This is a genomic window from Dyadobacter sp. CY347 (genome assembly GCF_021502655.1).
Taxonomy (GTDB): domain Bacteria; phylum Bacteroidota; class Bacteroidia; order Cytophagales; family Spirosomataceae; genus Dyadobacter.
This window is the reverse complement of record NZ_JAKFFT010000002.1, coordinates 1,239,038-1,265,922: the sequence shown is the minus strand read 5'-3', so window position 1 is coordinate 1,265,922 and position 26,885 is coordinate 1,239,038. Positions and strand designations below refer to the sequence as shown.

Sequence of the window (26,885 nt, the reverse complement as noted above, 5' to 3'; positions counted from 1 at the left end):
TTTTGCCCAGCGTGGAGATATATGGATAACTTAAATTCATAACATCCTCAAGGACAAATAAATGGCTTCGATTCGCGTAGGATCTCACAAATTTGAAATGATCTGACAATGCAATTTTGGAGGCACCGTAAATGCTCGCGGGCCACTATCCCCCATAATTTTGCGGGTATATGACAACTAAAATTCTACATTAAAATAGTCCTACAAAATATATTTATTTCACAATGATTGTTACATTTGTCTTCTTCTCGTAGTATAATAATAACAAGAAAGCGTACCAGACAACACACTCACTGTTCTTACTTGCCCATGATACGATTCACACTAGTCACATCGTGGCTTCTATTACTTTTATTTTCAATAGGAGCGCTCTTTTGGTACAACGACTGGAAATACAAACTCCCGACCCCAGTTCCCAAAGATTACCAATCCATCCCACTTGGAACCAAGATTAAATTGTTGGAAAACCTCACCGGAAATGGCCAGAAACCTGTGTTCCTGCATTTTTATAATCCGAAATGTCCGTGTTCCAGGTTCAATAAAAGTCACTTCCAATCACTTGTCCGCGAACACAGCAACGACATTCGGTTCATTGTTGTAGTCATGTCAGATAAGGTTTATTCAACGGAAAAAATTCAATCCAAAATAGGACTTAAAATTCCTGTCATTTTCGACCAATCCCTGGCGGCGCAATGCGGGGTTTACTCCACGCCCCAGGCCGCTATTTTGGATAAAAACCAACTTTTATATTACCGGGGAAATTACAATTCCAGCCGTTATTGCACCGACAAAAAGACAGCATATGCCCAAATTGCTTTGGAAGGCATGCTGAAAAGCCAAAAGCTGCCCATTCTGAATGCGGAGGCATTGAAGTCATACGGCTGTACAATGCCGGTTTGCAAATCGCGAATATTTCTTCTCATATGAATCAAGAAAACGCTTTACCCAATTTACAAGTCGATCATTTGCGGTTTGAGACCAGGAAAAGGTCGGACCGGCTGATGAATTTATTTTTGCCATGTTACTTCCTGATCGGGTTAATGCTGGCTACATTTTACGACACCTGGGAAATAGCACTGGGTGTAGGCAGCATGTTGCTGGTGGCTTATTATTCCGTCAAGATGGCACTTCCGAAGTCCAATCTTTATCAATATGTGCTCAGTGTAGTGCTTGGCATTTACATGGCGCAGTTTATTTACCAAATGCATGGATTGTTTGAAATGCACTTTTTCGCGTTCATCGGGAGCGCTGTTTTGATCACTTACCAAAACTGGAAACTGCAAATTCCGATCATGCTGGTGGTCATGCTGCATCACGCCATTTTCGGATATTTACAGGACAGCGGATTTACGGAAATCTATTTTACACGCCTCGATTATTTTGATTTTCTGACCTTTACCATCCACATTTTACTCGCAGGCACCATCTTCTTTATCTGCGGGTTATGGGCTTTTATGCTCGATAAATATAATGAAGTTCAAATCCGCCAGACCATGGAAATGGCCATCCTGCAAAAGGAAGCGCAATTATCTTTAGTCAGAAAACAAAACGAAGAAATCCAGCTCAAAGCCAATGAAAGATTAATTGTTATCAACGCAGAACTGACACGCGCGCAACAGGATGCCGATAAGGCAAACCAGGCAAAAAGCATTTTCCTGGCTACCATGAGCCACGAAATCCGGACCCCGATGAACGGGGTTGTCGGCATGACAGCCCTTTTACAGGAAACCCAGCTGACTGAGGAACAACGGATGTTTACGGAAACCATCGCAACCTGTGGAGATACGCTCATTAATGTCATCAATGATATTCTTGATTTCTCAAAAATCGAATCGGGAAAGCTGGATCTTGAAAACGACGACTTGCATCTGCGCCAAAACATTGAGGATGTGCTGGACATATTTGGCAGCCAGGCAGCCAAGCAAAATCTTGACCTGGTATATCAGATCCATGAGAATGTGCCAATCCAGATCTTAGGCGATGCTTTGCGCCTGCGGCAAGTGCTGATTAACCTGGTGGGGAATGCGCTGAAATTTACCGAGCAAGGAGAAGTTTGCGTATTTGTAAAACAAGTTACGCAACATTCGGACAGCGAAATTGAGCTGCTTTTTGACGTTTGTGATACAGGCATAGGCATATCGGAAGACAAAATCAGCAGGCTGTTCAAGGCATTTTCCCAAGTTGATTCTTCCGACACCCGAAAATACGGCGGCACTGGTTTGGGACTGGCCATCTCCGAAAAATTGATAAAACTGATGGGCGGGCAGATCAGTGTAAAAAGTCAAGTGAACCGGGGATCTATATTTTCTTTTACAATTAAAACCCAAAAGGGCACCAAGATCCTTCCAGCCTATGAAAATCAGGACATGAATGATTATGCAGGCAAGAAGATCCTCATCGTCGATGACAACGCGACCAACATCGCGATCCTGAAAAGGCAGATGGAAAACTGGAAATTAAACCCAGTCATGGCCTCTTCCGGCGCCGAAGCAATGGAAATTCTTTTTGGGGATCAGCAAATAGACCTCGTGATCACCGATATGCAAATGCCTGAAATGGACGGCACGACACTCGCAGAGAACATTCGCCGCTACGCACCACATTTGCAAATTATCCTGCTAAGCTCTATTGGTGAAGAAATTAAGAACAATTATCGCAAACTTTTCGCATCCATTCTAACTAAACCAATCCGCCAGCAAGCGCTTAGCAAGCACATTTTCAGAGTATTACAACAATCAAAACAAATCAAAACCAATGTTGCCCCAAACAACAAGATCATTGTAGATCTGGCCGACGATTACCCGTTCAAAATTCTAGTTGCAGAAGACAACATGGTAAATCAGCGTCTAATGGTAAGCATTCTGAAAAAGCTGGGCTACAACCCCGACATTGTCAAAAACGGCCAGGAAGCGGTTGAAGCAGCCAATCAGAAAAATTATGGATTGATTTTGATGGACGTTCAGATGCCAGTCATGGACGGCTTGGAAGCAACGAGACTGATCAGGGACACCGTTTGCAATCAGCCAGTTATCATAGCAATTACAGCCAATGTAATTGATGGAACCCGGCAGGACTGCTTGGATGCCGGCATGAATGATTACATCAGCAAGCCCATTAAACTGGATGAATTGATCAATATGATCCGGAAGTGGCATAGCATAAGTGCCAGCACCAACGGGTAGTCCTCGAAAACCCACTCAGACAACAGGCTCTTTAACGATTATCTTGTTCAATCATCGTATTTGAATGTTAATCATGCATGACTTTAAAAACCTTAACACTGCCGTCCGCTTTCTCAAAATGAAGATGATAGAAATAGAAGCGTTAGTGTAGAGAACTGTTTCATGTTAACAAGTTTGTTTCGGTTGGAGATCCAGGGGCTAGTTTTTGATGAATTTTGAATGCCATCCATCATCAGATTTGATCAGATAAGCGCCTGCAGGAAGTCCGTTCAGCGGTATGACCGTTTTTTCAGCATTCACTTTCGTTTGGCCTACCTGCTTACCGAGCAGATTGTATATTTCAACATAGCCAACCGTTTTTCCTGAAAGCGTTAAAAAAGTTGTTGCAGGATTGGGGTAAATGCTTGGAGTCGCGCCGGTTTTGATATTTACCGCCTTGATATTGGAACAATCAGCTTTTCCTGCAAAGTCCACAATTTTTAACCTGTAATAAGAAACACCTTCCAGCGGACTGGAATCCGTTAAAGCATAATTACTTACCGCATTCACAGTTCCTGCGCCTTTGGTTTTGCCGATTACGGTCCAGCTGTACATATCAGCCGAGCGTTCAACTTCGAAGTAATCATTGTTCGTTTCCGAAGCAGTAGCCCATTCCAATTTTACGTTTCCGCCTGCGCTTTTTGCATCGAAGCTGATCAGGGACACTTCCAATGCTTCACAGGTAACCTCACTACCGATTGATACCGTCCAGTTTTTGGTCGTTGTTAAAGTCCCCAACGCTACCGTTGCGGGAGGCCCGTAGTTAAGGCCGTGCGCACCGAATGGAATGTTGTTCGGGGTAGCAGGGTTTGCAGCCCAGCCCTCCAGGGTGTAAGCCATATTGGCACAGTCCATCCCGGAGCCCGAAAGCATGAAGGTCATATCAGTGAGTGATGAAAGCGTCCAGTTGCTCAGCGATTGATTGAAGGCAGGAGATGTTGCGAACATCCCGAACATATCACGGACTTTGCTTACATCCCAGCTATTGAGGGGTTGATTAAAACTCGTGGCATTGGACAGCATGCCATACATGGTAGTTACGTTGCTCACGTTCCACGAACCTATTGGCTGGTTGAAGGCAGACGCAGCCAGAAACGTGGAGTTCATCGTGACCACATTTCCAACATCCCAGCCGCTAACATCGCCATTGAAACTGTTAGCATTTGAGAACATTTTTTCCATGTCGATTACCCCGCTTACATCCCAATCGGCAAGAGATTGATTGAAGCTGGATGCACCGGAAAACATGTTGCCCATATCTATTACATTGCTAACAATCCATGAACCAATAGGCTGATTAAATGCGGTGAACGCAAACATAGCGCGCATACTGGTGACATTGCTCACGTCCCAATCGCCAATAGGTTCATTAAAATTTGAGGCCAGATAAAACATTCCCTGCATATTAGTCACGTTGCTTACATCCCAATTGTTAATTCCCGGAACAGTCCTAAGAGAAGGGCATCTTGAAAACATGGATGCCATGGAAGTTACATTCTGCAGGTTAGGGATATCAATTGCGGTGACGTTCATGTTAGTACAACTCTCGTAGGCGCTTGCCATGCTTTCCCATTGAATATCTCCCCACTGCCTGACTTCCAGCAGCTTTCTATTTGTGCCAAAGCTAAATGCGATTCGCGTGAATGTCCCGCTGCCTGGAGTGATACTCACCTGATAAATCCCGGGATTCGGAAATGTGAGCGTGTGATTACCAGATCCTGTTTCCGAGCCGATGTTTGCAGCATCGCCAATTTCTTCCCATGCAATACTGTAATTTTCTCCTGTTGCAGGGATGACAATCTGATTTGGATTACCTGCGCCAAATTCGTCCGATTGCCAGACGGTAATATACTGAGCCCTAACATGATATGTGTATAGTATAAACAGGAGCATAAGGGTGCAAACCTTTTTCATAAGTTCAGATTTAAGTATTAGAAAATGAATGTGGATAAGAAATCTCCGGGCTAGTTTTTGATGAATTTCGAATTCCACCCGTCATTGGATTTGATCAAGTAGGCACCTGCAGGAAGTTCACTCAGCGGGATAACGGTTTTCTCAGCTTTAATCTCTTTTCGTACCACCTGCCGACCGGATAGATTATAGATCTCAACATAGCCCCCTGCTTTTCCTGAGAGCGTTAAAGAAGTCGTTGCCGGATTAGGATATACGTTTATCGTAGGAGCCATTTTTCTATTCACAGCCTTGATATTGGAATAGTCAGCCTTTCCGGCAAAATCTATAATCCTCAGCCTGTAATAAGAAGTGCCTTCCAGCGGCGCTGAATCGACCAAAGTATAGTTACGTACACTGGTAACCGTTCCCGCTCCATCTATTTTTCCGACTGCATTCCAACTGTGCATATCAGCAGAGCGCTCTACTTCGAAATAGTCGTTGTCCGTCTCCGAAGCTGTTGCCCATTCCAGCTGCACCTGTCCGCCGGTGCTTTTTGCATTGAAGCTAATCAGCGTTACTTCCAGGGCTTCGCATATCACTTCGTTACCGATTGTTATTGTCCAGTTTTTAGCGAGTCTCAAAGTTTCAAGTGCCTCGGCGGCCGGAGGACCGTAATCTATTTGTTCTGCGCCAAAAATAATGTTATTTGAGGTAGCGGTATTAGCTGCCCAACCTATCAGCGTCAAAGACATATTCACACAATCCGTCCCAGAGGCAGCAAGTATCGAGGTCATATCGGTAACAGATGAAAGTGTCCAATTATCAAGCGGTTGATTGAACGCACTTGCATATGCGAATACGCCCGACAAATTGGTAGCCTGACTTACATCCCAGTCATTGACAGGCTGATTAAAAGAAGTTGCTTGAAAAAACATGGCAAGAAGATTTGTTGCCCCGCTCAAAATCCATCCATTGACCGGCTGATTAAATGACACCGCCCCGTAAAACATGAAGGACAGATCAGCAACATTACTCAGATCCCAGTCATTAACAGGTTGGTTGAAAGCACCTGCGCCAGCTAACATAAATTGGGTGATCGTCACATTGCCCATGTTCCAGGTGCCAATTGGCTGGTTGAAAGCACTTGCACCAAAAAACATATACCGCATGTCTGTCACATTGCCCACATTCCAGCCGCCAATTGGCTGATTGAAAGCACTTGCCAGGTAAAACATATTTGACATGGTCGCCACGTTGCCCACTTCCCAGTCACCGATCGGCTGATTAAAGACGGTATTCCTGAACATCGTTTGCATATCCGTCACATTGCTCACATCCCATGATCCTATCGGTTGATTAAAAACCGCTGCCTGCGCGAACATGGATCGCATATTAACCACAGAGCCTGTTTCCCATTCATCAATGGGCTGGTTGAAACTTTGTGACACTGCAAACATGTAGCCCATATTGGTGACATTGCTCACATCCCATGAACCAATGGGCTGGTTAAAGGTTTCGGTTGCATCGAACATGTAAGACATATTGGTAACATTCCCCACTGTCCAGTTACCAATAGGCTGGTTAAAGTAACTGTTGAAGAACATGCCTTCCATATTGGTGACATTGCTGACGTTCCAGTTGTCAATCGGATCATTAAAATGGGTACTGGCAAACATGTACGCCATATCTGTCACGGTGCTCACGTCCCAACTGTTAGCTTGCGAAAGACCGGTAACGGCGTAGCAGGAGGCAAACATGCTGTGCATTGAGGTTACATTGCGCAGATCAGGAATGTCAGTCGCAGTGACTGTCATATTATTGCAACTTGCGTATGCGTTTTCCATGCTTTCCCACTGGATGTTTCCCCATTGTCGGATTTCCAGGAGTTTTCGGTAATCAGTGTCAGGGCCAAACGCAATCCGGGTGAAAGTGCCGCTTCCCGGCGTGATACTTACCTGATAAATGCCGGCTGTCGGGAATTGGATTGTATAATTTCCTGATACGCCCGTCACCCCACCATTGTTTGAAGGAACGCCAACTTCTTCCCAGACAATGTCATAGTTGGTACCCGTGGCCGGGATGGTGACCTGGTCATTGCCGCTTTCCCCGGCATTGGTCGTGTTCCAGACCGTGATGTACTGGCCGCTCGCATGGAATGCGAAGATTAAAAACAGAAGTGTTAAGGTGCAGAGTTTGTTCATAAGATGAGGAAAAGAGATTTAGGATGTTTGGGAATGGGTGCAGGGAAAGTGAGCAGTTGGAAGTCGGTAAATGTGCCTGTCTCGGGCAATGTTAACTGGCTGATCGAAGATGATGGCGTCTCTGAACATGCCCGCCATCGATATTACATTTTGCGTGTTGGGAATATAAGTAGCCGTAATGGTCAGGTTTGTGCATCCTGCAAATGCATTCTCCACATTTGCCCATTGCGAATCTCGCCATTGCGTAATTCCAATGAGTTTCGGAGCATCGCTCCCGGGGCCAAAGGTAATCCTGGTAAAAGATCCAAAGAAAGGCAATATGTGCACCTCGAAAGTTCCAGGGTACGGAAACGTGAGCGTATGGTAGCCGGATGCTAGTCCTTCACTACTAACGTCAGTATCGTTAACATCTATCCAATAGACATAATAATTGCTTCCCGTAGCCGGAATAATGATTTGATTCTCAGCGCTTACGCCCGGATTACCCGTTTTCCAATAGGTTATAAAATCGGCTTTCGCCTGAAATGCGCAGAGACAAAAAAGGAATGCTAAAATGTAAAGTATCTTCATAAAGTGAGAGAAGAAATAGCGGGTTTACTGAGGTTAAGCAAGACGGTCCGGTACATTGAACCGGCTTCGCAATCGGAATTGGCTACGGACGACCACACGGTCAATCACGATCGAATGAATTATGTCATATTATTCGGTATCTTTTAAGAAACTCAAATATAGTTAATATGAAATAGATAAGTAACCATGATGCTACACATTAATAGAATTAACAGTATCTTCTTATAGCACTAGATTGTCATCAAATAGAAGTATTTCGGTATCTACGAAAATTTTGAGGAATTGGATGTAGTGTGACTAAAAAACTGTTTACGCTGAAATAGCCTTATACTAGCCCTGCAAGCGGTTTAACATTCCGATCAAAAAAAAGTCTGGTAGTGTTGGCGGACGACCCTAAGCAGTAACGGAGTCACATTTTGACATTCATTTTCATTCAATCCTGCTCACGACTCCGGAGTGTTTAGGCGGCCTCCGCGGCGCGGCCAGATCCTTAGGTTGTGATACAACCTGACCATCATTTCCCCACGCTCTTTCTCTCATTTGGCTTAATGTTTTGTTTCATGACAGCGAAAGTAAGGAGCTTGGAAATCAGACACCTATCCTAGGTAAATTTTCCTTAGGATCGTTTCAAGGGTAATTGGTAGCTTTGTAGAGTTCCAATTCTAATTTAAAAAGACATGATGAATGTGAAAGATTTGACCAGTGTGTATGATACCATCATGAGTATCCCAGGAATGATTCTTCGCGTCTTAACGGCTACTTAATCAGACAATCACATCTCGAAAAATGGGAAGCTCAAAGATCCGTTTGGGCACATTTGGGAGATTGGGTGTCCGATTGGAAGAAAGGACTCGGCTAATCCATAAATTTCAAAAATGTCTGGCAAACCTAAAAGATGAAAACATTACTAAAAAGTGAAAAGTTGATTCTCAGACATCAGCCCGGAAAGGGTGCCTGGACGTATCATCTGGGAATACCCGGAACGAAAGACATTCGGGGAAGCTGGGGCAAAATGAAAGTATCGGGTACAATCGACGGCTACGAATTCAAAGATATCAACCTGGCACCAGCGCTGCCAGACGATGAGCAGCACGAGATAATCACTACGATTCTGTCGCAACCGAATGAAAGCAGGCAGGAACAAAAGATCATGGACGTTGTCAAACGATTATCATAATGGAATCTAAAACCTTTGCCGCTCCGAAGATTTCAACTTCTCCTCATCCACGTGACTTGAAAACTGCTTCAATAAAATCTTCAATTTCGGGTCAATGAATGTTTTGCAAAACGGCTTCTCGGGGTTTTTATAGTAGTAATCCAGATATTGCTGATCGTTCAACTTGAAGGTCTTGAACGGAATCACTTTTGTAATGAATGGATCTTCAAACTCCTTTTGCAATATCTCAATAGCCTGCTTTGCTCGGATTACCTGATCGTCATTAAAAGTATAAACCGCTGATCTGTGTTTAGATCGCATCGCATGGTCGGAAGTGCAGCTGTGCGTGTAAAGGTGGATTTTAATAAAATTTCCCAGATGCCTGATTATTTACTCGACTATTGAATACAACAAACCGACTTTTGATTACAAGTGGTTGAGCGGCAGCAAGCGTCCTTTGTATTATCATTTAATGCATAGAAAAAATGGAATACACATTAATAACAGGAGCTTCGGGTGGAATCGGTGAAGCTCTGGCAATAAAGCTGGCTAAAAAAAAGCATAATCTGATTCTTGTGGCACGAAACGCAGAAAAACTCTCCAAGCTTAGTAAACATTTACAGGAAACATATGGAGTGCAGGCAACTTACATTGCGGCGGACCTGACTAAACAGGATGCTCCATTTCAAATTTTTCAAGAAACCCAAAAACAAAACTGGGAAGTTGATATGCTTGTCAACAATGCAGGGATCGGTTCTGGCGGTGAGTTTGCAGTGTTGAATTTGCAATCTGAATTGGATTTGATACAACTTAATAATGCATCCCTGGTAGACAAAAAAACATTTCCAGGTATCCGGAAGCAGAAACCGGATCGGCGCACGGTTGATTACCTTATTGCCGAATGCGATGATCGCCCGATTTATGGCCAATTCCTATCGGAAAAAATCAGGTTTGATTTAGCTAACTTGTACGATGGAAACGACAACAACGGTTCACATTCAGTCGATCAGCCAGCTGCACGAACTCTTGCAGCTGCTGAAGCCCAGGCATCCGCTGGTGAGCCTGACGAGGTTTGAGGATTTCCCTGAGATAAAAATTGAACAGCGGACAAGGCTTATTACGGACTTTTACCAGGTTACTTTGAAAACGGAATGCCCTTGCAAAATACAATACGGCCATAGTATTTTCGATTTTGATGAGGGAGTAATGTCCTGTTGAGAGAATCTTGAACAATTACTTTGATTCCGATCACCTCAACAATGGTTTACCCACGGCACAATTTCTGGCCGAGGAATTACATTTGTCTTCCAAGTATCTGAGCGATTGCCTGAAACAGCTCACCGGGAGCACTACCCAACATTTGATCCACGAAAAGCTGATCGAACTTGCTAAAGAGCGATTATCGACAACGCATCTATCTGTTAGTGAAATTGCCTATGAATTAGTTTTTGATTATCCGCAATCGTTTAGCAAGCTTTTCAAAACGAAGACACGGTAAACACCGCTGCTAAACAATCGTAATCTGGCGCAACGTTGTATTCCTGGAACGCCGCAGCCCGGTGGTTGACAATGATTAATACTCAGTAATCGGGCCATTGGTCGAAACGCTCAGCACTTTATAATTTCCAGCATAGTTAGGTTGAAGAATCAGTTGCTAATTGGGGTAAGCAACTTGCGGAAAGCAGCGGGTGACATGCCGGTTTTTTGTTTGAACAATTTATTGAATGATTGCGGATGCTCGAAGCCCAGTGCATAAGCCACATCTGCTGTGGTAAGCGAATCATTCCCAAACAATTCTTTGGCTTTCTCAACCATCTTCGAGTGAATATGTTGCTGGGTAGTCTGACCGGTAAGGGATTTGAGCATATCGGACAAGTATCGCTGGGAAACTTTTAAGTGCGCTGCTATCTCCTGCGTTGTCGGCAAGCCGCTGACCAGCGCCTCTTTCTTCTCAAAGCGCTCATTCAAAAACGAATTCATATGATCGATCAGATCGTGATGGACCACATTGCGTGTCAGAAATTGGCGGTTGTAAAACCGATTGCAATGATGCAGCAGCAGCTCGATCTGCGAAACCAGCACATCCAGGCTGAAATGATCTGTTTGTGTTTCCAGCTCCGTTGCTATCGATTCAAAAACAGACTTAATGACACGCTTCTCTTTTTCAGAAAGAAACAATGCTTCTGACACTGAGTAAGAGAAAAAACCGTATCTGTGCATGCGTGCCGCAAGCGGATTTTTGTAAAAGAGATCGGGATGAAAATACAGTGCATAGCCTTCGTGCTCTTCCAAATCATTGGATAGCTCGACGATCTGATTGGGCCCTACGAAAGCCAGCCCACCGTCACGAAAATCATAAGAACCAGGCCCGTATTTCGCCTTGCCATTGAACCGCAACTTGAATGCTATTTTATAAAAATGCAGCAAATACTGACTTCCCGCATCAGCCAGACCAGGTTTGTATTCGTCATAATTGACCAATGTGATCAGCGGGTGCAGCGGTGACGGCAAGCCGACCCGCTGCATTAGCGCTGCAATATTTTCAAAAATCACTGGTTGCACGTGCATATCTGCTTTTTGAAATACTAGTTTAAAATTGATTCATTCAATCCTGAATCGCAGGGCGAATTATAATGTCACCGATATCGACCTGATCCGGCTGGGCGATTGCGTAGACAACCGCTTCTGCGATGGCCGTTGCAGGAATGGCGATTTCGCTTGCTCGCTCCGTCAGAACATTCCGAATGGCTTCATTCTTGATGTTACCGGCAAAGGGCGTATCCACAAACCCGGGGGAAATCCCTGTCACACGCCAGCGGCCTTTTGACTCCTGTCGCAAAACTTCACTGATCGTACGTACTGCGTTTTTGGTACCCGCATAAACACCCATCGTAGGCACAATATTGATGCCAGCCGTAGAAATGATATTGATAATATGTCCGGAACCCTGCGATTTGAAAACGGGCAACGCGGCGGCAATGCCATAAAGCGTTCCTTTCAGGTTCACGTCGATCATCTGCTCCCACCCTTCCACATCAACATCCTCCATTAATTGCAACTGGCTGATACCCGCATTATTAATGATCACATCCAGCCTTCCAAATTCATCCAAAGCCAATTGTATCAATGAGTCGACTTCTGCCCGCTTAGTAATATCCATTTGCAGAAAAACCGCCTGGCCGCCTGCTTTCCGGATGCGTTCTGTTAAGGTTGCTAAAAGGTCTGACCTGCGAGCACCCAGCACCACCTTCGCTCCTTTTGCCGCCAGCAGCTCCGCCGTGGCTTCACCGATTCCACTGCTCGCGCCAGTGATGGCGACCACTTTATTTTCGATTCCATTTATCATATCGTATGCTTGATTGTTACGATACAAAATTCCGGAATAGAAATGCCCGAAGTGTAGCCAGAGCTGTCGAATGTGTAGTCGGTGTGGCACTCAGCGCAATGCAAATGACATTGGGTTTTTGAAATTTTGTATCTTACCAAAGACAAAAATTCTGCCAAACAAGTCAAGAAATCGCGTGAGTTGGACGAGGAACTGATGGCCAACGACGAAATCACGAGGACGAGCATCATTTACCACAGCATCGGTTTCGTGAACGACAAGATCGAGCGAAATTATTACTTTTTTGTCGATATCCTGAAAGAAGGAATCATGCTTTTTGATTCCGGTAAATTCACCTTATCTGAGCCAAAAGATCTAAATTCGGCGCAACGGGTAGAAAAATCCACGGAGGAATTTGAGCATTGGTTTAAGTCTGCGACGCATTTTCTGGAAGGGTATGAATTCTTCAATTCAAAAGGTGTGCAAGATGCTGATTATTACCGGAAAGCAGCATTTGAACTTCACCAAGCTACGGAAAGATACTATGCAGCTATTCTCCTGGTGTTTACTGACTACAAACCGAGAATTCACGACATTGAGATTCTAGGCAATCAGGTCATTAAACAATATGCGGAGTTTGGGATAGTTTTTCCAATGTCCACAGAGGATGAGAAGCGAATGTTTGTTCTGCTTAAAAAGGCATATATCGATGCGAGGTATAACAGGAATTACAAGATTGAAAAGGAGGAGTTGGAGTATTTGGGGAGTCGGGTGAGCTTGTTGAGGGATTTGACGGAGCGGATTTGTCGGGAGCGGATTAAGGGGTTTAAGGACAGACATTCTGTAAACTGATTGCACCACTCCCCACTAACACCAAATCAACTCGACACCCGAATTTTCCTCAATCTGCACAGTCGCTTCAATCTGAACATTAGCTTCAATCTGAACATTAGCTTGACTGCGCAAACTCTTTTTGCAACATTTCAATAGCCTGTTTTGCGGGGATGACCTCATCGTCATTAAAAGTATAAACCGCTGATCTGTATTTAGATCGCATCGCGTGCTCGGACGTGCAGCTGTGCGTATGAAGGTGAATTCCAACTTTGCACGTCTTTAACATATACGCTTCTCAATGCTTAATTATTTACCCAACTATTAAACACAACAAACCGACTTTTGATTACAAGTTGAGCTTGTGCCGAGTTTGGGCTCTTAGGACAATTTTCCCCTTTGACCCTTCTATCTCCCAGACAAACGCATCACCATCTGCCCGATCGCCACCCTGGAAATTAATGGAAAGCGGGGCACCATTAGCCAGATTTACAATGACCGAAATGTAATCAGGAGCGTCGGCACTTATTGCAGCCACCAACCGACCCCAAAGGCTTCGGCAGCAACGCGCAAACTTTCCAAACTGGAATTTCCTGCTCGGATTTGAATGCTTCCAGGTGTTTAACGTTTGTGTTATCCTCGCGACTGGGATCCAGCATAACCTAAAAGTTAACAGACAGCCCAAGACTGTAACCCTTACTCACCGGATAATTCCCGACGTCAATGCCAAAAACAGCATCCGAATTCCCTCCTACTGCCGGATCAAGACCGCTGTATGAGGTGATCGTAAAAAGATTGGAGGTAAGAAAAACGAGCCTTACTTTATCCAAATGTGCCTTTTTTGTCAGTTGTTCGGGAATGGTGTAGCCCAGGCTCACATACTGCATGCGCGCATAGGATCCGTTTTCGATGTAGTAAGAATTGGCCTGGGTATTGGTGCTGAAATTGGCTGCGCTTTCAAATATTGGAACATTGGTGTTTGTGCTGGTAGGCAGCCAGGAATCACGGACACGTGTGCTGACGGCCGCGCCAGTAAAGGAGGGATAAAAATCACTGAACCAGCGCTGGTTATTGAAAATCTCGCTGCCCAGCGATGCGTACAAATTTGCATTCAGATCAAAGCCCTTGAAGCGGAGCGTCAGCGCAATGCTTCCCGTGAATTTCGGAATCGGATTGCCCAGATAAGCGCGGTCACTGTCATTGATCCTGCCGTCACCATTGACGTCTTCAAACCGGAACCGGCCTGGCGCTGCACCGGGCTGGGCGGCTGCATGGGCCACTTCTTCTGCATTTTGAAACAAACCCGTCACCCGGTAACCGTAAAAAGACGATAATGCATGCCCCGGCTCATTGCGAACAACGGGCGTGCCCAGCCGCGTGCCGCCGCCCGTAAAATAGGGCACCAGCGGCGCAATGCGTGTTATTTTATTAGAAAGAAAACTGCCCGACGCGGATATCTCGTACCGAAAATCCCCAGCCAGACTTCCCCGATTGGTCAGCAGCAGATCAATGCCCTGATTGCGCATGCCCGCCACATTCACAAATGGTGCGTTCGCCCTGGTGCCCACCACTCCGGGAATAGGAAGCTGGTAAAGCAGATCTGTCGTTTCCTTTCGCCAAATATCAATAGCAGTTTCCAGTTTGTTATTAAAAAAAGAGCCGTCCAGGCCCGCATTGTACGTGATGCTCGTTTCCCACTTGGCTTTCGGATTGCCGATCTGACTGTTATAATATCCCGCAGAGATGGAATTGTTGCTGGCTCCAAGATCATATCCGTTGGCCGCATTGGATACAAAAAGACTGTATTGATTGGTTGAACTCAAAAAATTCGAATTGCCCATCCGCCCATATCCCACCCTGAATTTCAATTCCGAAACCCACCGAACTGATTGCATGAAACGTTCAGAAGAGATCAGCCACGCCGCTGAGAATGCAGGAAACACACCAAAACGATTTTCCGGCCCGAATTGCGACGAGCCGTCCCTTCGGATAACCGCTGCAAGGATATATCGCTCCTTAAAAATGTATCTGCCCTGCCCGAAAAGTGAGTAAAAGTTATTCCCCAACGACCGCCCGCTTCCGATCTGCCGCGTGGAACCTGGAATGGTTGTGCTTAATGTAATGTATTCGGGATCAGTGGAAAATGGGTTAATCCCAGAGCCATTGATATTCCTGCCTGCGCCTGTGTTCAATGCTTCCATTCCCGCGAGCGCGCTCAATTCGTGCCGTTGCCAGGTTTTTTTGAATTGCAAAGTGTTCGTGAAAGTCCATGCCAGGCCGAATCCGGAGCCTTCCGTGTAGGTGGTGTTCGCGATATTTTCGGAATTCTCGTAAGTTGCGCGTGTTAATGTGCCGTTGTAATTGTTAAAATAAGTCCCGCCAATGCTACTTTTGAATGTCAGCAAAGGCATAATGTCATATTCCAGGTAAACATTGCCAAATGCAAATATCGTGTGGTTAAAATTGTTGGCCGCAGCTTGTCTGCTCGCCACCGGGTTGCGCGGATTACTGAACCCTGGTGCAGCTGTACCTGCATAACCGCCGAATGCATCGTAAACCGGAATGATGGGCGCCATCCGGTAAGCAGCGAGGATGTCGTTCTCATCCGCAGACACGCTCGGATTATTATTCATATTGTTTCCTAAAAACCCGCCCATACTCCCCTGCTGGCCCGTTGCAGACACGTAAGCAAGCTGCAAATTTTCACCAAACCTTAAACGCCTCGTCAGATCATATTCTGTATTGACGCGAAACGTATAGCGGTCAAAGTTATTATTGATGATCGTGCCGTCCTGTTTTTGATAACTCATGCCCACGTAATATCGGCTGAATGCATTGCCACCCGAAAGTCCAAGTGTATGGCGCATCAATGCGGCATTTCTGCTGATGGCTTTGAACCAGTCTGTGCCCTGATGATTGGCCGGGATTGCTAAATAATAAGGTCCTAATGCCGGGTCGGTGTTGTATCTGCTTCGTTCCAAATCCAGATCCACGTCGGAAGCTGGCAAGCCCGTACGATTTCCTACCAACAGATAATCAGGCAAAACCGGCTTTTCGCCGGAGCCATACTGGCCATTGGCAATGCCCGCAAAGCTGTTTGGACCAATGGTCCCGCCGGTTTGGAAAATATCATTTTTCCTGGCTTGCCAGGTCCAGTCGGCCTGTTCCTGCGGACTGAGCACCGCCAGTCCTTTCCCCGGCATGGTTACCCCAAACAACCCGTCGTAGCTGAGCTGCATGCGCTGCGCTTTTCGCTGTCCTTTTTTTGTAGCGATCACAATTACGCCCGCTGCGGCCCTGGCTCCGTAAATGGATGCCGAGGCTGCATCTTTTAAAATAGAAGTGGATTCAATGTCACCAGGATTAATGAACGAAATGCTTTGTGTAGGCACGCCATCGACAATGTAGAGTGGCTGATTCCCACCAAAAGAGCCAAAACCCCGAATGCGGATCTGGCTGGAAGTGCCCGGCTGACCGTTTGTAATGACGGTTAATCCCGCTACGCGTCCCTGCAATTGCTGCTCCACATTGGCAGACGGAACAGTCATGAGATCCTGCGGTTTTACCGTCGAAACGGCGCCCGTAAAATCCCGCCTGCTCTCATTGGAATAACCGGTTACGATCATTTCATTGAGCAACTTGGTGTCTTCAACTAATCTGATGACAAGGTTCGCTTCGCCTGAAAAACCAATTTCCTGCGTATCAAAACCCACCGAAGAAACGGAAAGAGTGCCTTGAATCGCCGGAACTGCTAGCTCAAATTTGCCATTAGCAGCCGCATTTATACCATAGGAAGTGTTTTGGAGCATAACCGACGCTCCGGGAATCGGCTCGCCGTTTTGGGATAAAATGGTTCCCGTTAAATGCCATTTTACATTGTTCTGAATGGTTTTTGAAGCAGAATCGCTGACACTTATTTCACTGAAAAGAGATCGATTTTTCCCTTTTTCAAGATATAGAATGTACGTCTTACCGCTCCTGCGAAATTTGATCTGATAAGGTTTTAAAAGCTTGGCTATGGCTTTATCCGGATTTCCGATCGCATTGAGATCAAACGAATCGACTGACTTTCCGGCTAAAAGGTCGGTGTCATAATTGAATGTAACCTGATAGGTTACAGCAACCTGGCTCAAAGCTTCGGCAAGGGTAATTTGTTGTGCAAAAGCAGCATTAGCGTGAAGCGTCAGCAGCAAAATTGCCACTAACCAAGCTGAAAACCGTTGCATTACCATTCGCCACATTGCCCTCATGCGATTGCAATTATCCTTATGTTACTTGATCAGATAACCGCCTTGCACTGGCTCAACCTGCAAATGATAGATCGTTCCAAGCTGACTATAAAAATTCTGGATCGAATCAGTTGAAACAGAACCAGTAAATCGCTTTTTCAAAATCCCCGGCTCATTAACCTGTGTTTTAATGCCAAAGCCGTCTTCCAGATTTTGAAACACCGTTTGCAGATTTTCACCATTGTAAATGAGCTCCTTATGCAGCCAGGCAGTATGTTTTGCGGGATCAGCATTAGACTTTACCAATGCGGTTGAGCTTTGCGAAATCCTGGCTTTCTGGCCCGGATCCAGCATGACCTGTCCTGCATCTTGTCCTTCCAAATCCAGCCGCACTTTTCCCTCCACAAGCATCACTTCCACATTTTCTCGACGGTTACTCACATTGAAAGTCGTCCCCAGCACATTTACATGCACCCTGTCGGCCTGTACTTTGAAGGTCACCTGCTGACTGAGCGTTTGCACTTTTTTAACTTTAAACAATGCTTCACCCGTCAGACTGACTTTTCTGCTAAAAAAACCATTGACAAATGACAGCTTGGAGTTTCCATTTAATGTTACTTCCGAGCCATCGGCCAAAGTCACTGTTCTCACCTCGCCATAACCCGTCGCATATTGAACCGGTTTGCCGTTTTGCCACAAGCCAATGCCTGCAAGGATCAGTATGGTGACACTTGCTGCAACAGCCAGCCAGCGGCGTGGGAATGCCATGACTTTGCCTTTTTCGGGTATAGGAGCCGTTTTTTGTCTGATCCGTTCCCAGTTGGCTTGCAATTCCTCCTCCTCGAAAACATTGGTCTGGACGCTGAGCTCTTTCACAATCTTTGCCGCCGATTCCACGTCATTTCGCTTGTGCGGATGCTGCCGGAGCCACTGCTGCCAGAATGCGTCGGTAGTTTCGGAAGGATTCGTAACCCAATGTATAAATGCATCGTCAGCCACAAAATCCTGGCTTGAAAAATGCTCGTAAGATGGCATATCAGTGTTGTTCCAATTGAATTTATAAATATAGAAAGATATTTTTTTTTGATTTCTTTATGGCTATTTTTGAACCTGCTTTAAATGATAATTAATTGGACAAAACGCAGGTTTTGGCTGCGTGGTGAAAAATATGGAATCAGATCAGAACTTGCAAAATCCGCCTTACGAGCATAATGCGGGTTCTGATGACAATGCTGCCCTGGCCCAATGGTCGCTCTTACAAAAACAGGATTCCACCGCTTTCGAATGCATCTACAAGACTTACGCGCGGCTGCTTCACAACTACGGTTACCGACTCGTTGCCGATAAAGAACTGGTCAAAGATACGGTGCAAGATCTGTTTGTCCAGCTTTGGAAGAATGCGGCTAATTTACCTGCTGTTACTTCTGTAAAAGCATATCTGATCGTCGCCTTGCGCCGGGAATTGCTTCGGCGGATCACCCGTCAGCGTCAGTTCGTTCACCAGGAAACCGAGCTTTCGGAAGAGTCGGCGGAACAGCAGCTGATCGAGGAACAGACAGGTGAAATGATCTCCGACGGGTTGTCGAAATTTATTCAAAAATTGCCCACACGCCAGCGGGAAATCATTTTCCTGAAATATTACAGCGGCCTTTCCACCGAAGAGATCGCCGCAGCCATGGACCTCACTTCCGGCTCGGTTTATAAGCTGGTTTACAAAGCATTGGAAAGTCTCAAGGAACTCACTTCCGATTGGAAAACGCTCTGGACCTTTCTGCTTGTTACCCTACAATTTTTATTGCTCGAAACGGATATTGGTCAGTTTTAAAATTTCATCATTCGGCTTGTCGGGCTTGATGGCGAAAAAGTAAATGTCGTGCCTTCCGCTGATGGGCTTTTCCAATGTGCCCGTTACTTTTTGCAAAGTATCCCACGAACCAGTCGGCCCGAATGCAACGGTGCTGATTACCGGCCCTGCCTGCGAATCCATCCGAACCTGAATGCTTCCTTGCTGACCCGACGACGCATATTCGTAAACAAACTGCCTGATGCCCGTCATATCAATGTTTTTTAGCAAAATAAAAGACTTGTGACCGCCTTGCGAAAGATTGTCGCGGAAGCGGGAAAAACCCGTGTAGGCGTCTGCAAAAGCGGGTTTCACATTGGCATTTCTGAGTTTTATAACATCAATGCCGGTTAATGGCCCCACTATTTTTCCGCCTTTGTCCTGATAAGAAGCGACTATGGTATACTGCCCTTTTTGATCGTTCTTAATGTGTTCCGTCAACTTAGCTTGTCCTTGCAGCGGCAATGCAACCCGACTTTTCTTTTCATCGGTCACGGAGAAAATGTAACGCACCATTTCCTGCGCGTCCTGCGTGGAAAGCTGCGGATGGGCGCTCATAATGTGCTCTTTACCCCAGTTTCCGCCACCGCCGTTGATGATCTTAGCTGCAAGTGCTTCGGTTGCACCCGCTGTTGTCTTATATCTTTTGGCAATGTCCGTAAATGTTGGACCAACCGACGGCTGATCGATCGTGTGGCAGGCGCGGCAATCGCTGCTGGCCATTAATGTCTTACCCAATGGCGTAGGTTCCTGCAACAATGCGTCCGCGCTTTCAGGGATAAGCGTTTGTTGCGATTCCGGTTGCGGGTTGTAGCTCATCAAGACCTTAATCTGCTTTGGATCAATCTTTAAATCTTCATTATCCTTTACATTAACCGCATAGGAAAAAGGTTTATCATCCCAAAAGAAAGACTTGTTAGCCGCGCCCGCGATCCTCACCGCAGGTTTGCTATTTCCAACCCGCACCACAAGCGTATCTGCACTTACAAGCCCGGATTTATCTGTTACTCGTAAAATAGCATTAAAAACACCCGGCTTTTTATAAATATAACTTGCGTTAGGCTTGTTGCTCCCAACTGTTTTGCCATCAAAAAGCCATTGAAAAGTAATGTCATCGTCATCATCCAGATCCTTGCTTCCCCGGCTGCTGAATGCAACGCGCAAGGGTGGCTGCCCGCTGGTTTGTTTGGCCATCGGGAAATTCCTTCGCTCGGAAGTCAGGAAAACGGTTTTATCTACATAAGCCTCCCGCGCTGAATCCACGATGTAGGCCTGCGCGAGCGGCGGTCGGTTTCCCGAGTTGTATTCGATTTTGACCAATCGCGCGTCCTCATTATCCGCGCCATAAACCGAGCCATATTCCAGCATATACATGATGCCATCCGAGCTGAATGCAAGATCAATAGGACGACGAAAATCACCATTAGCAGCCATAAAAGGCTCGCTTCTCACATAATTCTCATTTTCATCAAACCGCAATGCCATCACCCAGTTACGCATCCAGTCGAAGACAAAAAGTGCGCCGTCGTAGTAATCGGGAAACTTGCCGGGGATGGTTGTTTTTGGATTAAATGTGTAAAAATCACCCGCCATCGCGCTTCTGCCGCCCACGCCGAGTTCAGGAAATTCTTCCGAGGCGGCATAAGGATACCAGATCATGGCAGAAACCGCAGGCGGCAACTGGTTCAGACCGGTGTTATTGGGCGAATTGTTAACGGGCGCAGCCGGATCGAATTTGGGCCCGGCCGTTTTGGTTGCGAAATCCCATTTAGCATAAGCCGCATTGTTGCCGGAAAAATATGGCCAGCCGTAATTTCCGGCCTTGTTGGCCTGGTTAAATTCATCATAACCACGCGGCCCCTGCACGCCATCCTTTCCCGCATCCGGCCCGATCTCTCCCCAGTATAAAACCGAAGTTTTCGGATTAACCGCAATGCGGTAAGGATTACGGCAGCCCATTACGAAGATTTCAGGCAGCGTCTTTGCCGTTCCCTTTGCGAACAAATTGCCTTTCGGAATGCTGTAAGAGCCATCGGGCTCGGGATGAATGCGCAGAATTTTTCCTTTAAAATCATTGGTGTTACCCGCAGAACGCTGCGAATCCTGGCTGTAAAATTCCTTTTCCGGCCGCTCATCCATAGGCGAATAACCGCCCGAAGGAAATGGCGTGGAGCTGTCGCCCGTGGAAATGTACAGATTTCCTTCCTTGTCCCAAGCCAGCGAACCGCCATGATGCGAACCGCTGTTTTTCTGGACGGGCACTTTCAACAGAATTTTTTCCGAGGCAAGATCAAGTTGATTTTCCTGGTTTAATGTAAACCTTGAAAGCTGAAATGCCAGGTTTTCTTCGGTCAAACCTTCCGGCGCATAGTAAAGGAAAAGCTGGCGGTTTTTGTTAAAAGCAGGATCCAGTGCAATGCCGATCAGCCCCGTACCGCCCATGTTGGTGATCGGGAATTTGTGGATCAGTGTGGATTTTCCTGTTTTTGGATCAAAAACGGAAAGATTTCCGAAGAGTTCAGTAAAATAAACCTTCCCATCCGGCGCTACGGCGAGCTCCATCGGGGAATTCAGGTCATTGGTTAGGATGGTTTTCACGAAGCGATTTTGCTCAGGCGTCACTTTGGCATAAGCTTTTTTGTAATCCAGAGGCGCATTTTCACCAATCGCGTATTGAATTCCGCCCAGTAAATGGCCGAGGAATGCGGGGTCGCTGTAACTTTCATCCGTATGCCCGTTGCCGGTGTAAAATGCGCGGCCGCCGTCGAATGTGTGATACCAGGAAATTGGGTGTTTGGCGCCATTGGTGCCGCCGTCGTAGGAATTTTCGTCCAGCTCAGCCAGCACTTTTATGCCCGAATAAAACGAGCGGTAATTGTACCATTCATCTTCCCGTTCCCAGCGTTCGGGCAGTTTGGAAGTGGCAGGATGTGTTTTATCCAAAACCTGAACTGTTGCTTTGCGCACAGTTGCTTTGCGCACATTTGGATTGTGCGGATGACTCGCGAAATGCGCACCCATAAGCTTGCCGTACCACGGCCAATCATATTCCGTATCCGCAGCTGCATGGACGCCCACATAACCCCCGCCCGCCTGAATGTATCGCTCAAATGCGGCCTGCTGCTCCCCATTCAACACATTGCCCGTGGTGTTCAGCCAGATTACGGCAGCGTAATTTTTCAAATTTTCATCTGTAAATGCATTGGAATTCGTGGTCGTATCAGCCACAAACTGATTTTCCGCACTTAGTTTTTGAATGGCTTTAATCCCGAACGGAATCGAGGAATGATGCCAGCCTTTGGTTTTGGAAAACACAAGCACCTTGGCCGGCGCCGGCTGTTCCCTGACCGTCATAGCCGAGTAACACAGCCAGATCAAAGCCATTGAGCAGGCAGCAGTCATTTTTATTTTTAAAGACTTCATAATTACAAAGAGTTACTGCTTGCCGATGGCGTACTGAATGCCTCCTAAAATGTGTTTCTGAAAAAGCGGATCATCGTAGGCAGTTGCCAAATGTCCGAGTGCCGTGTAAAATGCCCGTCCACCATCAAATGCATGTTTCCATGCTAGCGGGTGGTAATCGCCTTCTGTTCCGCCTTCGAATGTTTTCTCGTCTGCCAAAAACAGCACTTCCACATTGGCAACGCGCTTATTGAAGTTATACCACTCATCTTTCCATTCCCAGCGCTCCGGCAAATGTGCTGTTGACGGATCTTTCCGGTTGGTCACCTGCACCACGCCGGGAACGGGATCGGGCGGGTGGTTCACAAAAACGGCGCCGGTTAACTGGCCAAACCACGGCCATTCCTTCTCCGAAGCCGACGCAGAATGAATGCCTACATAACCGCCTCCTGCACGGATGTAGCGCTCAAAAGCCTCTTGTTGAGCCGCATTAAGCACATCGCCGGTCGTGGAAAGCCAGATTACCGCGGCGTATTTTTTCAATGTTTTATCCGTAAAAAACCCTGCGTCTTTGGTCGTATCCACATCAAAACCATTGGCCTTACCCAAAGTCATAATAGCCTGAATGCCACTGGGGATCGACTCGTGATAATAGCGCAGGGTTTTACTGAAAATAAGAACTTTTGGCCTGGTCCTGGCAACGCAGGCCATTGAAAATCCAAGGGTTAGGAATAGTAAAAGGGTGAATATTTTTTTCATATTTTTAAAAATCTCTTTTATAGAAAATCCGCTCTAACATTTGTCTGGCTGGCCCATCCGGGTCCACGCGGACTTCACTTTTATCATTAAAAACCATCATTGCGCCCGGCTTTTTAAGGAAGTCGGGCCAGGATGGTACGCCGTTATGAGATGGGTTTCCGGTTTTCATAAAATGCACCCAGGCTTTGGTCATTTTATCTGCCAATGCACGCGCCTCTTCTCCCCCGCCCGTCATGGTTTCACAGCGATCGGTGTTGGCGAAAACGAATGGGATCTCGCTGCAATGGAACGCGCGTGGGCGCTTGTCGAGCACGGGTGTTTGCCAGGAGAAAAGATACAGAAAAACGGGTGCCGCTTTTTGCATGGCTTTCCGTTCGGCCTGCACATAAGCCATTGGATTGTAAGGTGATATGTACGACAAGATTTCCACAGGCTTTGCATTGGGATGCACTTTACGCATGGTGTCATAAACAGTTTGCGACTTCTCACCGAACCGTTCAGCCAGTTTCTTTTTCAAGCCATCTTCATCGAGCAATTCCATTGCCGCGTTGCCAATGCTCGCAGAAGCTTCATTGCGATTCGTGCCGATGATCATCGGGATTTGCGCTGAATAATCCGAAACAGTAGGATCAAACGGATGCACGGGAATAACTTTGCCATCCACCACAGGCTGCCAGCCAGGGCGACCGACATCCAGCGGAAACTTTGTGCCTATCTTTTGCTCGGCGGCAATGCTGGCTTGAATGAGCTGGGGAACAGGGATTTGCTGAATTTCCGCAATGTTCGATTTATCAATTTTCAGTTCTGCCAAAACCAGCTTGGCAAGTTCCGAGGAATAAGCGTGCGTGGCAACCTGCACCGTGGAGCTGCTTTGAGAAATGGCTTTGTGAAACAGCCCTTTCGCCGAAGGCATCGCCATTAATGTAGTCACTTTGGCCGCGCCGCCGGATTGTCCTGAGATCGTGACATTGCCTGCGTCGCCGCCGAATCCGGCAATATTTTCCTTCACCCATTCCAGCGCCGCCACCAGATCCAGCATGCCCACATTCCCCGACGTCGCAAATTGATCACCATAATCGGCCAGGTTCAAAAAGCCGAATGCATTCAAACGATGGTTCACAGAAACGACAACCACATCGCCCATTCGCGCCAGATTTTCACCGTCATAAGACGGATGTTCTTGGGCCGAACCCGAGAAAAAAGCCCCTCCATGCATCCAGAAGAGCACTGGCCGCTTCTTGTTGTCATTGATCGCAGGCGTCCAGACATTCAGCCGCAGACAATCTTCTCCCTGAAAACCATCATTCCATTGATATAAAAAAGCATATTCTTCCATTCCCCAGCCTTTGTTGGGCTTTTGCGGGCATACGGGGCCATAAGTTAATGTATCGCGGACGGTGGTCCAGGGTTCCGGTTTGGCGGGCGGCATAAACCGGCCTTTTCCGGCAGTGGAAGCACCATAGGGAATGCCTTTGAAATTGACAATATCCTTATGCATGTAACCCCGCACTTTGCCATAAGCCGTTTGCACGATGCAGCTGTTTGCCGAAGCTTTCACCGTATCCTCCGCAGGCGTGGGCACATCGCCAGCCAACGCGGCCGACGATGTGCCCAACCCCAATGCAGAAACGCTGAGTGTGAATTTTTGCAGAAAATCCCTTCTGTTATTTTGCATTCCGTGGTTGATCAATAATTCGGATTTTGTTTCAATATGTCACTTCCCTGGTAATCGATCTGCGTTTGTGGAATGGGCTGGTATTCGTCCCGGCCTGCCGTGAAATTGCCTCCACTATATGCCACGGGTAATTTGGTTTTTTCGTAAGTCAGGAAGTTGTTAAGCACCGTCTGGGCTGTTCCCCAGCGAACCAGGTCGAAGAATCGGTGGCCTTCGCCAGAGAGTTCCAGCTTGCGCTCAAATTGGACGGCCAGTCTGGCAGCAGTTTTGTCTGACCAGGCCGCATTGTAAATGGATACATTGTAATTCGCAGCATTCTGACCATTCGCCGTTTTCACCCACGCTTCTTTATTAGCAGCTCTTTGGCGGACCATGTTCACATAGCTTTGCGCTTTTGAAAGGCTTCCCACTTCGATCTCAGCTTCTGCTGCCATTAACAGCACATCCGCATAGCGGATAATGTTGTAATTGATCGCCGAGTAAGTATCCGTGCTGGCTGTGGCATCCGAAAGATTCTTTACCTGAGATTTGTAATGGATAAATTTCTTGGGAGAATAAGGTCCGCCGAAACTCTGGTCGCGGATCCAGGAATAACCCGGATGCACGCCCCAATCCAGAAAAGGAATGCCCCGGCGTCCTACTGACCAATCCAGACGTGGATCAACCGGTCCGGCATCGGGCGTGAAAGCCTGGTCAGAAATAATGCCCTGATCGGTTTTTAACTGGTTTGCACTCGTGTTATAAGATCCGTCGACTAGTGGCAACCCCTGCGCATTCACGCGGAATGAATTGGCAAGCTCGAAACTGGGTTGGAAATAGCCGCAGCATCCGCCTGGGGCGCTGGAACCGTAAGGGTAGTTCAAGCCAAGATCGGTGTTGGCATTATCCGTGCTTCCCGTGTTGGCCGCTGCCTGGATGGCGAAAATGGATTCGGAATTGGTTTCTTTGGCTGCATTGAAAATATCCGTATAATTCGCAACCAACGCATATTTAAGTCCTCCGCTGGTAACGCCATTGGCGATCACCTCGTCAAAAAGCGTTTTGGCATCCTGGTATTTTTTCTGATAGAGATACGTTTTAGCCAGATATGATGCCGCTGCCCATTTGTTGGCACGACCTACGAGTGGCTGGGTTGCGGGCAGGTTTTGATAAGCATAGGCAAGATCCTCTTCGATTTTTGGCCAGATGTCTGTGTTATTAGGCACTTTTTCAATTCCGTTTCCGTAAGTCATCGTCTCGTCGATGAAAGGGACCATGTTAAAAATCCTTTTCAGATCGAAATAATAATGAGCACGCAGGAAGCGGGCTTCGGCGGAAATACGCTGCTTATCCGCATCCGTTACATCAGCGCTTGCCGACGGCAGAATGCGCAGAACTGCATTGGCCCGGCTGACGCCTTCATACATGGCATTCCATTTTTGACCAATATCAAAAAGACTCGGATAGAGCTGGTAAGTCATGAACGGGATCAGATCACCGTAATCACCTGAATTGGAACCCTTATTAGCATCACCGCCGGAAATGCTGCCGCGCAGCCAGTTGGAAGTCCCCGTTACCCGGCGAAAACCACGACCGTTCATCTCCGCATAAGCAGCGACTAGCAGCCCTTCAATGCCTGCTTTTGAATTTAATTGCGTCACAGAAAGCTGCCCGGTGGCCGGCACTTCCAGAAATTGATCGGAACATGCGCTATTGACGAAGGTCAGCAGCAACATCATGATCCAGGCTTTATTGATATATTTTTTCATTGTATTGATGTTTGAATCTGAACATTAAGAAG

General features: G+C 46.6%; 19 protein-coding genes and 1 pseudogene. 7 read left to right on the top strand and 13 right to left on the bottom strand.

Annotated elements, in window-relative coordinates; genetic code table 11:
* The first annotated feature begins 309 nt into the window (after nt 1–309).
* Nucleotides 310–927, top strand: coding sequence for a redoxin domain-containing protein (locus tag L0659_RS06035; protein WP_235124822.1), 618 nt, complete (start codon nt 310–312; stop codon nt 925–927).
* Nucleotides 924–3,182: a response regulator gene (locus L0659_RS06030; protein WP_235124821.1), complete on the top strand. Its 2,259-nt coding sequence runs from the start codon at nt 924–926 to the stop codon at nt 3,180–3,182. Before L0659_RS06035 ends, L0659_RS06030 begins: the two co-directional genes overlap by 4 nt.
* A 198-nt stretch (nt 3,183–3,380) precedes the next feature.
* Here the strand turns inward: L0659_RS06030 and L0659_RS06025 are convergent, their stop codons facing one another.
* From L0659_RS06025 to L0659_RS06015, 3 genes are read right to left on the bottom strand one after another with little or no spacing between them, the layout of a single operon-like run.
* Nucleotides 3,381–5,135: a BspA family leucine-rich repeat surface protein gene (locus L0659_RS06025; protein WP_235124820.1), complete on the bottom strand. Its 1,755-nt coding sequence runs from the start codon at nt 5,133–5,135 to the stop codon at nt 3,381–3,383.
* 50 nt (nt 5,136–5,185) lie between these two features.
* Nucleotides 5,186–7,315: a BspA family leucine-rich repeat surface protein gene (locus L0659_RS06020; protein WP_235124819.1), complete on the bottom strand. Its 2,130-nt coding sequence runs from the start codon at nt 7,313–7,315 to the stop codon at nt 5,186–5,188.
* Between the two features lie 18 nt (nt 7,316–7,333).
* Nucleotides 7,334–7,885, bottom strand: coding sequence for a DUF285 domain-containing protein (locus L0659_RS06015; RefSeq protein WP_235124818.1), 552 nt, complete (start codon nt 7,883–7,885; stop codon nt 7,334–7,336).
* A gap of 895 nt (nt 7,886–8,780) precedes the next feature.
* Here L0659_RS06015 and L0659_RS06010 point away from each other — a divergent pair.
* Nucleotides 8,781–9,062 (top strand): DUF1905 domain-containing protein, encoded by a 282-nt coding sequence (locus L0659_RS06010; RefSeq protein ID WP_235124817.1) that lies wholly within the window; start codon nt 8,781–8,783, stop codon nt 9,060–9,062.
* Nucleotides 9,063–9,068: 6 nt separating this feature from the next.
* Here the strand turns inward: L0659_RS06010 and L0659_RS06005 are convergent, their stop codons facing one another.
* The gene (locus L0659_RS06005; protein WP_310590685.1) at nt 9,069–9,401 is read right to left on the bottom strand and encodes a peptide-methionine (S)-S-oxide reductase; all 333 of its coding nucleotides are present in this window, start codon (nt 9,399–9,401) and stop codon (nt 9,069–9,071) included.
* 125 nt (nt 9,402–9,526) lie between these two features.
* Between L0659_RS06005 and L0659_RS06000 the strand changes: the two genes are divergently transcribed.
* Nucleotides 9,527–10,117, top strand: a complete 591-nt coding sequence (locus L0659_RS06000) for an SDR family oxidoreductase (protein WP_235124815.1) — start codon at nt 9,527–9,529, stop codon at nt 10,115–10,117.
* 137 nt (nt 10,118–10,254) lie between these two features.
* A pseudogene (locus tag L0659_RS26400) lies at nt 10,255–10,539 on the top strand (helix-turn-helix domain-containing protein); the annotation flags it as partial.
* A 149-nt stretch (nt 10,540–10,688) separates the two neighbouring features.
* Here the strand turns inward: L0659_RS26400 and L0659_RS05990 are convergent.
* Nucleotides 10,689–11,609, bottom strand: coding sequence for an AraC family transcriptional regulator (locus tag L0659_RS05990; protein ID WP_235124814.1), 921 nt, complete (start codon nt 11,607–11,609; stop codon nt 10,689–10,691).
* A gap of 37 nt (nt 11,610–11,646) precedes the next feature.
* Entirely contained in the window at nt 11,647–12,387 is a 741-nt protein-coding gene (locus L0659_RS05985) for an SDR family oxidoreductase (protein WP_235124813.1), read from the bottom strand.
* A 126-nt stretch (nt 12,388–12,513) separates the two neighbouring features.
* Here L0659_RS05985 and L0659_RS05980 point away from each other — a divergent pair, with 126 nt between their 5' ends.
* Entirely contained in the window at nt 12,514–13,218 is a 705-nt protein-coding gene (locus L0659_RS05980; RefSeq protein WP_235124812.1) for a HEPN domain-containing protein, read from the top strand.
* 328 nt (nt 13,219–13,546) lie between these two features.
* Here L0659_RS05980 and L0659_RS05975 read toward each other — a convergent pair whose 3' ends face one another.
* The 3 genes from L0659_RS05975 to L0659_RS05965 all read right to left on the bottom strand — a co-directional run bounded on the left by L0659_RS05975 (nt 13,547) and on the right by L0659_RS05965 (nt 18,461).
* Complete coding sequence (locus tag L0659_RS05975; RefSeq protein WP_235124811.1) at nt 13,547–13,735, bottom strand: hypothetical protein; 189 nt, start codon at nt 13,733–13,735, stop codon at nt 13,547–13,549.
* A 124-nt stretch (nt 13,736–13,859) separates the two neighbouring features.
* On the bottom strand, nt 13,860–17,399 hold the full coding sequence (locus L0659_RS05970; protein WP_235124810.1) for a TonB-dependent receptor: 3,540 nt from the start codon (nt 17,397–17,399) through the stop codon (nt 13,860–13,862).
* Nucleotides 17,400–17,468: 69 nt separating this feature from the next.
* Nucleotides 17,469–18,461, bottom strand: coding sequence for a FecR family protein (locus L0659_RS05965; RefSeq protein ID WP_235124808.1), 993 nt, complete (start codon nt 18,459–18,461; stop codon nt 17,469–17,471).
* 133 nt (nt 18,462–18,594) lie between these two features.
* On the opposite strand from L0659_RS05965, the gene L0659_RS05960 reads away from it, so the two are divergent.
* Entirely contained in the window at nt 18,595–19,251 is a 657-nt protein-coding gene (locus L0659_RS05960; protein WP_235124806.1) for an RNA polymerase sigma factor, read from the top strand.
* On the opposite strand, the gene L0659_RS05955 is transcribed toward L0659_RS05960, so the two are convergent.
* The 4 genes from L0659_RS05955 to L0659_RS05940 are packed head-to-tail and all read right to left on the bottom strand — an operon-like array spanning nt 19,219 to nt 26,853.
* Nucleotides 19,219–22,692 (bottom strand): ThuA domain-containing protein, encoded by a 3,474-nt coding sequence (locus L0659_RS05955; RefSeq protein ID WP_235124805.1) that lies wholly within the window; start codon nt 22,690–22,692, stop codon nt 19,219–19,221. The genes L0659_RS05960 and L0659_RS05955 overlap by 33 nt on opposite strands.
* A gap of 12 nt (nt 22,693–22,704) precedes the next feature.
* A complete protein-coding gene (locus L0659_RS05950) occupies nt 22,705–23,430 on the bottom strand; it encodes a ThuA domain-containing protein (protein ID WP_235124804.1) in 726 nt (241 codons plus the stop codon).
* A gap of 4 nt (nt 23,431–23,434) precedes the next feature.
* Nucleotides 23,435–25,105, bottom strand: coding sequence for a carboxylesterase/lipase family protein (locus tag L0659_RS05945; protein WP_235124803.1), 1,671 nt, complete (start codon nt 25,103–25,105; stop codon nt 23,435–23,437).
* Nucleotides 25,106–25,116: 11 nt separating this feature from the next.
* Entirely contained in the window at nt 25,117–26,853 is a 1,737-nt protein-coding gene (locus L0659_RS05940) for a RagB/SusD family nutrient uptake outer membrane protein (RefSeq protein ID WP_235124802.1), read from the bottom strand.
* Nucleotides 26,854–26,885 lie beyond the last annotated feature (32 nt).